The sequence below is a fragment of the Halohasta sp. A2 genome (assembly GCF_056175805.1).
Genome location: NZ_JAQFWV010000084.1, coordinates 1 through 12,801, shown reverse-complemented (window position 1 = coordinate 12,801; position 12,801 = coordinate 1). Strand labels below are relative to the sequence as shown.

Sequence of the window (12,801 nt, the reverse complement as noted above, 5' to 3'; positions counted from 1 at the left end):
TGTGCTTCATTGATCGCGTCATCAAGCTCTTTTTCCGACAGATGTTTCACCAACTTGGTCCGACGAGAAGCCTTCATTAGCGCCTATACGCGCTCCGTAGATTCAAACATAGCGCAGACCACTCCTGCCTACTCGCCGACGGCACCGGGGTTGCGACCAGAAAAGCGGGTCCGGAGATGCGAGCCGATTAGGATCGCTGTCGCGAGCGTCAACACGACCGAAAACACGAGCACGCTCCCCGAAAGCACGGTCAGTCCCCCCGATATCTGCTCGTAGACGAACTGCCCGGCCAGTACGGTCGTTACAACGAACAAGACAAGCCCACCGAGATTCAGCGGGACCGAGGGTGCGTCGACGACAGTCTCGGGGTCGTTCAACAACACGAGTACGAGCGCGATCACGAACGGCGTTCCAACGAGCCCGAACGCCAACACCAACACCAACAGTTGGAAAAACGAGCCGCCGATGAACGCCCCACCCGCGCTTAGCAGCGCGGTCACCGCCAGCAACACTCGGTAGCGACGGTCGGTCACCCTGGTCTCCCAGCCGAGTTTGTCGGCGACGACATAGGGCGGAACGAGCGTGTTGCCGCCGAGCGTCGAGACCGCCGCCCCCAATAGCCCGATCAAGAACAGCCGTTGAGCGAACTCGCCGGCGACGGGTTCGAGCGCTTGGGCGGCGACAACCGCGTTAAGTCCCTGGGCGTCGACTTCGCCGAACAGTGCGCCGGCGGCAACGAGGAACGTCGCGATGCTGAACAGCCCGAACGCCCCGAGCATCGAGACGCCAATGTCGAACCGAGCCAGCCCGCTATCCACAGTGGTCCAGCCGCGAGCCCGGACCGTATACGTCTGCATCGTGATGATCGTGATGTGGACCGCGCCGCCGAGAATCCCCGCGGCGACGAGTGCGCCCTCGACACCGGCCGGAATCGTCGGTGCAAGCCCACCCGAGGCAGCGATCAGATCGGTCGGAACCACGAACAGCGAGGCGATAAACGTGAGAACAATCGCCGAGACGATCACCTTCGCTCCGAGTTCGGCGATCCGGTAGCCACCACCCGCCAACCCGACCGCAAGCACGACCGCCCAAAAGACGCCCCAGAGCCGGGCGTCGACGCCCGTCATCAGGGTTGAGGCGTCTGCGAGCGTTTTCATGATGACGAGCTGGGCGAATCCCGCCGCCAACACGACGTCAGCGACCAAGAGCCATGCCCACTTCGGGCCGAGTCGACGCTCGACAGTTTCGACGAGCCCCTCTTCGGTCGCCAATGCGAGTGTCGTCGAGAGATACTGTGCCAGCGCGCCGAACAGCGCCGAGAGAATAACGACCCACAAGAGGGCGTACCCGAAACTCGCACCTGCGACGAGCAGGCTCGCCATCGTCGCGGGGCCAGCGGCGATTGCACCCGCCAGCCATGTCGGTCCCAACGCCGATAGCTTCTCTGTCACTGATCGAGTCCCCGATGCCGTTTGCTGATTCATACTCGGAGATACCGCTGTGAGTGTTAAAATATTATTACTCTGTACTACCACCAACAAAACTGCACAACCTACACTCAGTGTTTCCGGGCGACGATTCCGAGGTGATCGTCGTGATAGGGCTCCAGTCGCTGACTATCTATTACCTGGTAGGCAGAGGCTACCTCCTCGCGCACATCGGTAAAGACTGTTTGTGGGTCGGCAGTCACGTCCTCACTCCGAGCTTTGATCGCCATACACAGCAGGCCATCGTCTGCGAGAAACCGGGCGTTGTCGACTGCGACGGCGGCCTGTCCGCGTGTGGCGACATCTTGAACGATCAGATCAAGTCCACCTTCGACGATGTGTGCGTACGTCTCGGGCTTGCGGGCGTCTTTCAACAGTGGAAATAGGTTCGGTCGACTCTCGGCGACGTCGACGAGATCGCGAACCGGTCGCGGTGCGAACTCGACGGCGTACGTCGCCCCGGCGAAGTCGGCGACATGGCTCACGGTTGTCCCGCTGGCTGCGCCGAGATAGAGCACGGATTCGACACCGGTGAGGTCGACATCCATCCCGAGTTCGATCATTGCGCCGAGCTTCGAGCGCCCGGCGTCCCAGCAGCGCCAGTCGCCGTCGGTCGGCTCGCCGTAGACAGGCTGGCCGCGCGTCGACAGCCGCTGGCGGCCGTCGAACTGTCGGTACTCGATTCCGGCTGGAAGTTCAGTCATGGTTCCTCCCGACTGTCGGCCGTCTCATCCTCGGCGCGCGCACGGATCGTCGACATCCGGTCGGCAAGCTCCGCATGAATTTCGGGGCGTCGCTCGCCACTGTAGTGGTCGATCCGTGCCGCAATCGAGAGTTTGCCCGCAAACGCACGGGATGCCGACCCGCGGTCTTGGGGGCGTGTTCCGCTGACGTACTCGTGGGTGTAGATGATCCCGTGTTTCGGTGAGGAGGCTCGGCCAGCCAGATGGGCGAACAGCGCGTCTTCGGCACCCAGTACTTGGACGGTCCCGCTGGGTTTTTTCGCCAGTTGTTCGAGCCCGCCAGCTAACGCGATTAGACGTGCGGTGAGTACCGGTCCAGCCATCTCGCTGAGGTTGGGCGCGACCTCGGGGGCCTGCTGCTGGATGAAGGTCCGAAGTGCTTCGGCCTCCCCCGCGAGGCCGTCAACCCGTTCGGCCAGTGAGACCACACGCGCTTCGGTCGGTGTCGATGGCTCACGGTCGGCCACCGCACGGGCGGCGTCGACGCCGGTGTCAGTCTTCTCAAAGAGCGTTCCAGCCCACTCGCTGAGCCGCTCGGCGAGTTCGTTTGCCGTCCGGTCGGCGTCGTCCATGGCGCGGACCGCATGGAGGAGTTGTTTGTCGTCGGCCTGTTCGCGGTCGACGACGATCGCTCGCGTGCCAGCAGTTGTTGCCTCGTGGAGTAGCTCGTAATACTCGGCTTCGTCGGCAGCAAAGCCGGCTTCGACGGCCTGCTGTGGCCAGTCTGCAGGCGCTGACGCCGAGCCGGTGTCGATGGCTTCGCGAGCGCCGTCGATCGACTGCGGATCAAGCTCCGCGAACCAGCCCCGTTCGGTGGCGTGTTCTGTCATACCGTCTCTTTGTCGGTGGGGCTGTTTATCGCTCTCCCTTTGGCGGCCGGTCGAGCGCCGAAAGACAACGACTTTCCACACGGCGACGAACACGGAACCATGCTTTCAGTTGGCGAGCCAGCCCCAGCGTTCGAACTCCAGAATCAACACGGCGAGACGGTTTCACTTTCGTCGGTCGACGGCGAGTATGCAGTTGTTTACTTTTATCCTCGGGCGGACACGCCAGGCTGTACGACCGAAGCCAAGAGCTTCCGCGACCAGTTCGCGAAGTTCGAGGACCGCGGCACCACCGTGTTCGGAATCAGCGACGATCCGGTTGAGGATCTCGCGGCGTTCGCCGAAAAATACGATCTCCCATTCGACCTGCTGTCGGACCCGGACGGCGAGGTAGGCCGTGCCTACGACTCGTATGGTGAGAAGAACATGTTTGGCCGCACGTTCGACGGCGTGTTCAGAAACACCTACATCGTCGCTCCCGACGGCAGTATCGCTCGCTCGTTCGAGGGTGTCTCGCCGGCTGACCACGCTGATGAAGTTCTCGACGCGCTCTCCGAACTAGAGAACGACTAACAAAAAAACCGTAGAGAGCGCGTAGGTACCGACCACACCGGGTTTCCGGTGGAATGTATTTCAATTAAGTAGTTTCTCCGGGCTACTCGTCGACGCAGTACTTCTGTAGACCAACTCAGTAAGGAAGTCCGATGTCGATCATTCTTGCCGAATGGTCACAGTCAGAACGGTGGGTGGTCGGCTGTCGAGTCAGTAGCCCCGAGAGATGAGGTAGTCGGCGAGATCAGCCAGGAGGTCGCTGGCTTCGTTGTCCGGGAGAACGTCGAGTCGACGTTTGCTCTGGGCGGTGAGTTCGGCGGCCATCTCACGGGCATAATCGATGCTGCCCGCGGCTTCGAGTTCGTCGACGGCTGCGTCGATTTCGGCTTCAGTCACTGTCTCGACGGTCGACCCGCTGAGTAACCCATCGACGTCGACGCCCTGTTGGCGAGCGTGGAGCGTAATGAGGGTCTCCTTGTTTTCGACGAGATCAGAACCGCGCTGTTTGCCGAGTTTTTCGCTCGGCACGGTGAGATCCAGCACGTCATCCTGAATCTGGAACGCCTTGCCGGATTCGACGCCGTACTGATACATCGCGTCGACGACCGCTTGATCGGCATCGAGCAGGACCGCCGAAATCGCTGCAGCCGCACCGTAGAGGACCGCCGTCTTGCGTTCGACCATTTCGAGGTATTCCTCGGGAGCTAGATCATTGCGGGATTCGAACGCGACATCCAGCGACTGGCCCTCACAGATTTTTGTACACGTAGACGAGAGCAGCCGCATCGCCTCTAAGGTGTTTTCGGGCTTGCCGCCAACTTCGGCCATGATCTCGAAGGCTTTCGAGTAGAGGGTGTCGCCCGCCAGAATCGCCGTCGACGTGTCGTACTCGTTGTGAACCGATTTGACCCCCCGCCGGAGGTCGTCGTCGTCCATAATATCGTCGTGAATGAGCGTGAACGACTGGATAATCTCGATGGAGACGGCTGCCCGCATGAGATCGACCTCGCCGCCGGAGACGGTCGGAAAGGCACGGTAGTCGACCGCACTGGGGTCGACGTCGGCAACTGCCTCACCCACGAGAAGGGCGGCCGTCGGTCGCAGTCGTTTCCCGCCAGCCTCTAAGATGTATCGCGAGGCCTCGTAGAGCCGTGTGGGTTCGGCGAGCGGCAGTTCGATGTCGATCGCGTCGTTGACCTGTTCGCGGCGCTGTTTGATCGCCGCCAGCACTCGCTTTTCGGTCGCGTTTTGGGTCATTACTCCACCAACTGGATGAGATTGCCGTTGCGCGTGATGTGGACGTCACGGCCCAGTTCGTAGCCCTGACTCTCACAGAGGTCGACGTACGGTGCGAACCCTTTCAGATCCTGGTGGGCGGGAATAATGTGCTGTGGTTGAAGCGCATCCAACATCTGGTAGTGACCCTCCTCGCGGAGGTGGCCCGACACGTGGATCTCGTCGTAAATGCGTGCGCCCTGCATGCGAAGCAGCCGTTCGGACTGGTAGCGTTGGCCCTCGTTCGTCGGCTCGGGAATCACCCGCGCCGAAAAGATCACTTTGTCGCCCGCATCGAGTTCGTACGGTGTCTCGCCGCGGCCCATCCGGGTGAGCATCGCGCGTGGCTCGCCCTGGTGGCCCGTCACAATCGGCAGGAAGTTCTCCTTGCCCTCTTTCATGATTCGTTTAAATGTGCGGTCGACCGACTTCCGGTGGCCGTACATCCCGAGATCCTCGGGGAACTCGACAAAGTCGAGTCGTTCTGCGGTGCCCGAATACTTCTCCATCGAGCGGCCGAGTAGGACGGGCTGTCGACCGATGTCCTGGGCGAACTCGACGAGTGATTTAACGCGGGCGATGTGGCTCGAAAACGTGGTGGCGACGATCCCGCCGTCGTAGTCCTCGATTGAAGTCATCACATCTCTGAGATGCTCACGGGCAACCGATTCGGAGGGCGTTCGACCCTTCCGACCGGCGTTGGTGCAGTCTTCGATGTAGCAGAGCACGCCGTTGCCTTCGCGACCGATCTCGCGGAACCGATCCATGTCGATCGGATCGCCCAGCACGGGCGTGTGGTCCGTTCTTTTGTCGAGTCCGTAGACGACAGCCCCTTCAGGTGTGTGGAGCACCGGATTGATCGCGTCGATAATCGAGTGGGTCACGTTGACGAACTCGAGTTCGACCTGGCCGGTTTCGCCGATCGACATCGTCTCTCCGGCTTCCATCTCAACAAGGTCGTTGTCGACCGAGAACTTGGATTCGCCTTCGATGCTCTGTTCGACCAGCGCGAGCGTGAAGGGCGTGGCGACGATCGGTGCGTTATAGCGGTGGGCGAGTTTCGCAATCGCGCCGATATGGTCGAGGTGACCGTGGGTCGGGACGATCGCCTTGACGTCGCCTTCGAGCTCGCTCATGACCCGGTCGTCGGGGATCGCGCCCATGTCGATTAGATCGAGACTGTGCATCTGTTCGGTTCGGATGTCGTCGTGGATCAGGACCTGCGAGAGGTTCAGACCCATATCGAAGACGACGACGTCCTCGCCCGCACGGACGGCCGTCATCTGTCGACCGACCTCCTCATATCCGCCAATGGTTGCAATTTCGATTTCCATAGTGTCAAATCCTGAGCAGCCAGCTCACATCGCGTCAATGTGGTACTGCTCTGTGATCCGCGTTGGGGGCCACGAGCCCCGGCGTCCTGCGCGTCGGTAGGGCCCCGCTGTGTCGAACCGGCTGGCGTTCCAGCCTCGGGTTCCGACAGTTTCCCGCGGGTTCGGTGGTAGGTGGCCGTTGGATGTGTGGTGTTAAAAACTACAGGGGTTCACGTACTCGCTTGCGTGCTATTGGCCGTGGCAGATGCGTCAACTCGCGTGGGTCGACTGTACTGTTCCGGTACGTTTATTACCGAATCCAGAGGCTGTGACCGTATGAGTGGACGACCCCTCGATGTTCTTGAGGCGTCTTTGGACGAGACGGTAACCGTCGCGCTAAAGGATGGCACAGCCACCGTTGGAACGCTTTCGGGCTACGACCAGCATATGAATGTCGTACTCGAGGCACCGACCGAGCCCGACGACGCCGAGGATCTCGGCGAACTCGCGGTCGACTCGGTCGAAGACACAACCATTATACGCGGCGATAACGTCGTCTCGATAACTGTATGACTGGAGCAGGAACCCCCACGCAGGGCAAGAAGAACAAAACGACACACGTCAAATGTCGACGCTGTGGCGAGAAGTCCTACCACTCGCGAAAGAAAGTCTGCTCGTCGTGCGGCTTCGGCAAGTCCGCGAAACGACGCGGCTACGAGTGGCAGTCGAAAGCCGGCGAGTAATCCCGAAATTCTGCGGGCCGACAGGCTACTTCAGAACTGTTTTGACTAGCCGATGCTTTGCCCACTTCCTGATATTGTACTCTGTAACGGCTGTGACTGACACTGACACAGTATGCATGAATGTGTGCATTGACGGACTGTGTAGTCCAGTATGACAGCACAAACACGGGGTTTTTAGCTACACCCTCGCCTACGGTGGTGTATGGAATACGGCCGGGATTCGCGCCGTCCAGTCGACGGGCCAACCGAAAAATGCGGTGTCGTTGGGATCGCGCTGGCGGATCGCCCTGTCGCACGACCCTTGTACTACTCGCTGTACGCCCTGCAGCATCGGGGCCAGGAATCCGCGGGGATCGTCACCCACGACGGCTTCCAGCAGCACAGCCACGTCGAGATGGGCCTCGTCGGTGACGTCTTTTCGGCTTCCGACCTCGACAATCTGAACGGCTCTACCGGGATCGGCCACGTCCGGTATCCGACCGAGGGGAGCATCAACTCCTGTTGTGCCCAGCCGTTTTCGGTCTCGTTCAAATCCGGCTCGCTTGGACTGTCGCACAACGGCAACCTCGTCAACGCCGACGAGATCCGCGAGGAGTTGGCCGGACTGGGTCACGCCTTTACGTCGGACGGCGACACCGAAGTCATCGCCCACGACATCGCCCGAAACCTGCTCGAAGAGGACCTGATCCGAGCGGTCAAACGAACGATGGAGCGGATTCACGGCTCATACTCGCTGACAATCATGCACGACGATGCAGTTATCGGCGTTCGCGATCCCCAGGGCAACCGCCCGCTCTGTCTCGGCAAACTCGAAGACGGCTACGTACTCGCCTCAGAGTCAGCGGCCATCGACACACTCGACGGCGAGCGAATCCGCGACGTTCGGCCGGGTGAACTCATCGTTCTTGAAACGGACGGCTCGGGGTACGACTCCTATCAGCTCGTCACCGAAGCGAACACGGCCCACTGCTTTTTCGAACACGTCTACTTCGCCCGACCCGACTCGGTTATCGACGACAGCCTCGTGTACGACGTTCGCCGGACGCTCGGCGAGAAGCTCTGGGACGAAAGCGGCATCGAGACTGATGTCGTGCTACCGGTGCCCGACTCGGGTCGCGCGTTCGCCTCGGGGTATGCCGACGCTGCAACCGAAACGACTGCCGACGGCGAGCCACGCGCCGAAGAGGACCCCGGCGTTGAGTTCGCAGAGGGGCTAATGAAAAACCGGTACGTTGGCCGGACGTTCATTATGCCGACACAGGACGAACGTGAACGCGCCGTGCGGCTCAAACTCAACCCGATCAAAAGCACGATCGAGGGCAAGACCGTCACCATCATCGACGACTCGATCGTCCGCGGGACGACCTCGAATCAGCTCGTCGAACTGCTGCACGATGCCGGTGCCGAAGAGGTTCACATGCGCGTGGGCTCGCCGCAGATCATCGCGCCGTGTTATATGGGTATCAATATGGCGACCCGTGAGGAGCTCATTGCGTCGGACAAAACGGTCGACGAGATCCGCCAGGAGATCGGTGCCGACAGTCTGGCGTATCTCTCGATCGATGCGATCGCCGAAGCACTCGAAACCGAGCGGTTCGACCTTTGTTTGGGCTGTGTGACCGGCGAGTATCCGTACGAGATCGACGGCGAAACGACCGACCGCGACGTGAGTCGACCCGTCATCAACGAGCCGAGTCCCTTTGCGGCCGACGACTGATTTTCGAAACCGAGTCGACGCTGTTCAGGAGACGACGAGCAGCATCGCACAGGTGATTCAGTACACGACGTACAGCATCGCGTAGACGACGATGCCGAGGCTAAACGAGATCAGCCAGAGTACGGCCGCGATCTGGCCGACACTTCGGTGGCGCGTGCGATAGATCGCGTCGACCGGTCGGCTCACGGCCAACAAGAGTACGTAGATCAGTAGTGGTACACAGATGATCGCCAGAAGGATGTGGATCGCCAACATCGGGAGATAGAAGAACTGATAGACGGCGTCGGGCCCGTCGAACGGTGTCGCGCCTTCGAGGCTCACTCGGTAGAGGTAAAACACCAGAAAGGCCGAAAAGAGGCCAAAGGAGACGAACATACGCCGGCGATGCGAGTCGACATCGCCGTGTCGAATGGCCCGCCAGCCGCCGAGGATCGTGACGATGGCAGCCGCACTGATGAGCGCGTTGAGGTGGGGAATTGCATTGATAAGCGCCGTACTCCGTGGTAAGAGCTCCTGCGGGACGACACCACCGACAGCACTGAACACCAAGCCGAGTGCGACACTGCTCAAGACTGCCGTCAACACTGGTACGTGATCCCGTGTTTCCAGTTGCATATGAATTGGTTGGCGGCCACTGACGAAAATCGTTCGTTTGCCCGACGGGCCGACGCGCGCTCGTCCGACGACCCGACCCCACTGTCGACCGATGGGTCGACGGGTTGTCGTCGAACATCTCACGCGCGCGAGAAAAATCGACAGCCGACACCGGGGCGTCTGTGGGAAAGCCAGCCACGGGAGTCGCAAAAAGAAGGGCTTTTAACTACCCTCGGTAAAAGACTGTGTACGCGAAAGCGTACAAACCACACGACGAGCGTGGGTAGCCAAGCCAGGCCAACGGCGCAGCGTTGAGGGCGCTGTCCTGTAGAGGTCCGCCGGTTCAAATCCGGTCCCACGCATCGTATGGGTGGATTCAACCACCAAAGCGATGCTCGGTGTTGTCTCTATAGACAGCACCCACGCACAATTCTACGGAACACAAAACTCGAAGCGACCGCTCTATTGACGCGCTATTCAGGTACCAGCCGACAGATTGTCGACAGCGGTCAACATTAAACACCCCACGGCCCTACGTGATAATATGGCGAAATACTCGACCGGGGGCGGCGGCGGTGGCGGCGACGGCGATGCCTGCGAACTCTGCGGTTCGACGAGCAACAGACTCTCGACGGCGACCGTCGCCGGGGCACAACTGCTCGTCTGTCCCGACTGCTCGCCACACGACGACAACCGGCGTGGATCGGGTCGACGAAGCGGGAGCAGTGGAAACGCATCCGGCAGCGGGAGCGGTGCAAGCAGCAGTGGGCCAAGCGGATCTGGTAGCAGCGACGGCCCCGTCAACCGGAAGAAACGCGCGGCCCAGCGCCAGGCCAAAATCTACGACGCCGGCAAGGGCGACTCCTCGCACTGGGAAAAAGAAGGGACGAACTACGAACGCGACCGCCTGCCGTATCTGGTCGCCGACTACGACGAGCGCGTCGAGGCCGCCAGACAGGACGCCGGACTGACCGTTGACGAGCTGGCGGCCGAACTCGGCATCGACGGCGAGGAGTATCTCGCGGTCGAACAGGGCCGGGCCGCCCGCGCAGGTGTCGGTGGTTCGGTGATTCGCGATCTCGAATCGCGGTTCGACATCAGTCTCGTCGACGAGTAGTCTGGACTCGGCAGCTACAAGGTCGACGATTCCCGAGTCGAAACCAGATGATCGGCAAGCTGGATCCCGAGACGCTACGGACGATTCTCGACCAGACTGGCGCGGAGAACGCGGCGTTGCTGACCGGCGCGGCCTACGGCGAGGACGCCGCAGCCATCGATCTCGGAGATGGTGAAACACTCGTCGTGAGCTCCGATCCGATCTCGTTGGCCGCCGAAGCCGCCGGGACCCTTGGCGTTCACGTCGCCTGCAACGACATCGCCGTCGCCGGAGCCGACCCTGAGTTCCTGACGAACGTGATTTTCTTGCCCGACGACGATCCGTCGACCCTCGAGACACTCACGAGCCAGTTGGACACTGCCGCTGCATCGATCGGTGTCACCATCGTCGGCGGCCACTCGGAGTACGTTCCCACGCTCTCGCGGCCTTTGTTGAGCCTCACTGCATTTGGCCGTACCGACCGCTACGTTCCGACCAGTGGGGCCCAACCGGGCGATAAGGTACTGCTGACCAAGGGCGCGGCCATCGAGGCAACCGGCATCATCGCGACAGACTTCGTCGACGACCTTCGCGCCGAGGGTCTCGATGAGTCGACGATCAAGCGGGCGGCCACCTTTTTCGCCGAAATCAGCGTGCTCGAAGACGCGCGAGCCGTCAGGGAGGTTGCCACATCGATGCACGATCCGACCGAGGGAGGCATCCAAGCGGGATTGGTCGAAGTTGCCGTCGCCGCCAGCGTCGACGTGATCATCAATCGCGAGGCCGTGCCGGTCCGACCCGAAACACGGGCAGTCTGTGAAGCGATGGGCGTCGACCCCTTGCGGATCTTCGGCTCGGGAGCCCTGCTCGCGACGGTGCCGGTCGACGAAGTCGACACCGCACGTGCGCGGTTGGACGACGCCGGAATCGAGGCTGCGGTGATCGGCGAGATACAAGCCATTGATGCTCAGGACAGCGATGTGGGTTCCTCGGGGGCACTCGTTCTCGATGGCGTGCGGATCACCGACGCCGGCAGCGATCAGCTCTATCCGTTTTGGGAGTGACTGTCACGGTAGCCAGCTAGTCCGAAACCCTGAATTTCCGGAGCTTTAGGGTCGAGGCTACCGGATTGGTCGTGTGGATCTTCAGTACGGCGACTACGAGGCAGGGTCGTTGCTCGGCGTCTGGTTCGTCGGCCTCGGTTACCTGGCCGTCTCGTCGACGCGGCCCACTCACAGCCCATTTATAAGCGGTGGCATCGACCCATTGGTCTTTGCCGGATTAGCCGGGCTGGTGCTTGTCGGGGCGGCTGTCGGCCGCTATCGTGACCTCGCGCTCGGCACGCCGCTGGCTGTCGGTGGCGGTATCGTCGTCTGGTCGGTGACCCGGACAGTCATCGTCGACTTCGCCTCACTTTCTCTCGTCGGTTCAACTGCGCTCACCGCAATCGGGCTCGTTCTTGTCGGTGGGTTGTTCGTCCGAGAGGGAGCACTGATCGCCCGCGGTCGACGCCGTCGATCACGGCCGTCGAACCCGCGAACGTACTGGCCATGGTGGCTCGGTGCGGCGGTTCTTGTCGCAGCCGGTATTGGTATAGGCGGGTTCTGACTGTGTGTGGCGTAATCGATCTCTGTGGTTTCCCGGCCGTCTGCACGCCGACATCGATTTCACAGCGCCGTCCCACTAACTGGTATGGATACGACGGGGTACGAGGCGGTCGTCTACGATCTCGACGGAACGTTAGTACATCTCGCCGTCGACTGGCAGCGGGTCGCAAACGACGTAATCGCGGTGTACGAGGACGAAGGAATCGACGCCCGTGGTGCGGACCTCTGGGAGCTCTTGGGTCGAGCCGAAACCCACGGTATCGAGGAGGCCGTTGAGTCGACGATCAGTCGACACGAACGCGATGGGGCACGGACATCGACACGGCTTGCGCTTGCAGACCAGCTCGCCCTCCAGTCCGTGCCGGTCGGTGTCTGCTCGCTCAACAGCGAGCGGGCCTGTCGGCTGGCGCTCGACTGCCACGACCTCTCGACGCTGGTTTCGGCTGTCATCGGTCGAGACTCGGTCGACACCTACAAGCCCGACCCACAACCGCTGTTGGCGACGCTCTCCGAGCTGGGCGTCGACCCCAGTAGGGCCGTCTTTATTGGTGACTCACCACGGGATCGGACGACTGCCGAACGGTCAGGCGTCGACTTCCGGTTCGTCGAGTGAGTCCGTTTCAGCATACTTTGAGGTGGAGCCTCCGGCCTCAAGGAGCGACCGAAGGGAGCGAGTAGGCCGGGGAGGAAACCGACATGATACTGAGTAACTGGGCACTGTCTAGCACTACTTCTGGGGTTTAGACTGGAGCCAAGGAGATCTGGGGAGAAACATCGACGAGGTCGGTGCAACTTGTCGGGATCTGCTCAGGTTTGACGAAACTTCAGCTGAGATTCGACGCTCCAA

The 12,801-nt window shown here is 61.2% G+C and carries 15 protein-coding genes and 1 tRNA gene; 10 read left to right on the top strand and 6 right to left on the bottom strand.

Annotated elements, in window-relative coordinates; translation table 11 throughout:
- Nucleotides 1-128 precede the first annotated feature (128 nt).
- From O2S87_RS16230 to O2S87_RS16220, 3 genes are all read right to left on the bottom strand, one after another.
- The gene (locus O2S87_RS16230; RefSeq protein WP_475409811.1) at nucleotides 129-1,484 is read right to left on the bottom strand and encodes an NRAMP family divalent metal transporter; all 1,356 of its coding nucleotides are present in this window, start codon (nucleotides 1,482-1,484) and stop codon (nucleotides 129-131) included.
- 74 nt (nucleotides 1,485-1,558) lie between these two features.
- On the bottom strand, nucleotides 1,559-2,191 hold the full coding sequence (locus tag O2S87_RS16225) for a fibrillarin-like rRNA/tRNA 2'-O-methyltransferase (RefSeq protein ID WP_475409810.1): 633 nt from the start codon (nucleotides 2,189-2,191) through the stop codon (nucleotides 1,559-1,561).
- The gene (locus tag O2S87_RS16220) at nucleotides 2,188-3,060 is read right to left on the bottom strand and encodes an NOP5/NOP56 family protein (protein WP_475409809.1); all 873 of its coding nucleotides are present in this window, start codon (nucleotides 3,058-3,060) and stop codon (nucleotides 2,188-2,190) included. The genes O2S87_RS16225 and O2S87_RS16220 overlap by 4 nt, the downstream gene beginning before the upstream one ends.
- A gap of 99 nt (nucleotides 3,061-3,159) precedes the next feature.
- Between O2S87_RS16220 and bcp the strand changes: the two genes are divergently transcribed.
- Nucleotides 3,160-3,630, top strand: coding sequence for a thioredoxin-dependent thiol peroxidase (gene bcp / locus O2S87_RS16215; RefSeq protein ID WP_475409812.1), 471 nt, complete (start codon nucleotides 3,160-3,162; stop codon nucleotides 3,628-3,630).
- Between the two features lie 189 nt (nucleotides 3,631-3,819).
- On the opposite strand, the gene idsA3 is transcribed toward bcp, so the two are convergent.
- Entirely contained in the window at nucleotides 3,820-4,866 is a 1,047-nt protein-coding gene (idsA3, locus tag O2S87_RS16210) for a geranylfarnesyl diphosphate synthase (protein ID WP_475409808.1), read from the bottom strand.
- Nucleotides 4,866-6,218 (bottom strand): RNase J family beta-CASP ribonuclease, encoded by a 1,353-nt coding sequence (locus O2S87_RS16205; protein ID WP_475409807.1) that lies wholly within the window; start codon nucleotides 6,216-6,218, stop codon nucleotides 4,866-4,868. Before O2S87_RS16205 ends, idsA3 begins: the two co-directional genes overlap by 1 nt.
- Before the next feature lie 315 nt (nucleotides 6,219-6,533).
- Between O2S87_RS16205 and O2S87_RS16200 the strand changes: the two genes are divergently transcribed.
- From O2S87_RS16200 to purF, 3 genes are all read left to right on the top strand, one after another.
- Nucleotides 6,534-6,770, top strand: coding sequence for an LSM domain-containing protein (locus O2S87_RS16200; RefSeq protein WP_475409806.1), 237 nt, complete (start codon nucleotides 6,534-6,536; stop codon nucleotides 6,768-6,770).
- Nucleotides 6,767-6,940, top strand: coding sequence for a 50S ribosomal protein L37e (locus tag O2S87_RS16195; protein WP_475409805.1), 174 nt, complete (start codon nucleotides 6,767-6,769; stop codon nucleotides 6,938-6,940). The genes O2S87_RS16200 and O2S87_RS16195 overlap by 4 nt, the downstream gene beginning before the upstream one ends.
- A gap of 202 nt (nucleotides 6,941-7,142) precedes the next feature.
- Entirely contained in the window at nucleotides 7,143-8,657 is a 1,515-nt protein-coding gene (gene purF, locus O2S87_RS16190; protein WP_475409804.1) for an amidophosphoribosyltransferase, read from the top strand.
- A gap of 57 nt (nucleotides 8,658-8,714) precedes the next feature.
- Here purF and O2S87_RS16185 read toward each other — a convergent pair whose 3' ends face one another.
- Nucleotides 8,715-9,272, bottom strand: coding sequence for a DUF420 domain-containing protein (locus tag O2S87_RS16185; protein ID WP_475409803.1), 558 nt, complete (start codon nucleotides 9,270-9,272; stop codon nucleotides 8,715-8,717).
- A gap of 37 nt (nucleotides 9,273-9,309) precedes the next feature.
- Here O2S87_RS16185 and O2S87_RS16180 point away from each other — a divergent pair, with 37 nt between their 5' ends.
- From O2S87_RS16180 to O2S87_RS16155, 6 genes are all read left to right on the top strand, one after another.
- Nucleotides 9,310-9,477 carry a hypothetical protein gene (locus O2S87_RS16180; protein WP_475409802.1) on the top strand — a complete coding sequence of 56 codons (168 nt, stop codon included), beginning with the start codon at nucleotides 9,310-9,312 and terminating at the stop codon, nucleotides 9,475-9,477.
- 51 nt (nucleotides 9,478-9,528) lie between these two features.
- Nucleotides 9,529-9,613 (top strand) — tRNA-Leu (locus tag O2S87_RS16175).
- Between the two features lie 182 nt (nucleotides 9,614-9,795).
- The gene (locus O2S87_RS16170; RefSeq protein ID WP_475409801.1) at nucleotides 9,796-10,368 is read left to right on the top strand and encodes a helix-turn-helix domain-containing protein; all 573 of its coding nucleotides are present in this window, start codon (nucleotides 9,796-9,798) and stop codon (nucleotides 10,366-10,368) included.
- A 47-nt stretch (nucleotides 10,369-10,415) separates the two neighbouring features.
- Nucleotides 10,416-11,411 (top strand): AIR synthase family protein, encoded by a 996-nt coding sequence (locus tag O2S87_RS16165; RefSeq protein ID WP_475409800.1) that lies wholly within the window; start codon nucleotides 10,416-10,418, stop codon nucleotides 11,409-11,411.
- A 73-nt stretch (nucleotides 11,412-11,484) separates the two neighbouring features.
- The gene (locus O2S87_RS16160; RefSeq protein WP_475409799.1) at nucleotides 11,485-11,955 is read left to right on the top strand and encodes a hypothetical protein; all 471 of its coding nucleotides are present in this window, start codon (nucleotides 11,485-11,487) and stop codon (nucleotides 11,953-11,955) included.
- An 84-nt stretch (nucleotides 11,956-12,039) separates the two neighbouring features.
- Nucleotides 12,040-12,567 (top strand): HAD family hydrolase, encoded by a 528-nt coding sequence (locus tag O2S87_RS16155; RefSeq protein ID WP_475409798.1) that lies wholly within the window; start codon nucleotides 12,040-12,042, stop codon nucleotides 12,565-12,567.
- Nucleotides 12,568-12,801 lie beyond the last annotated feature (234 nt).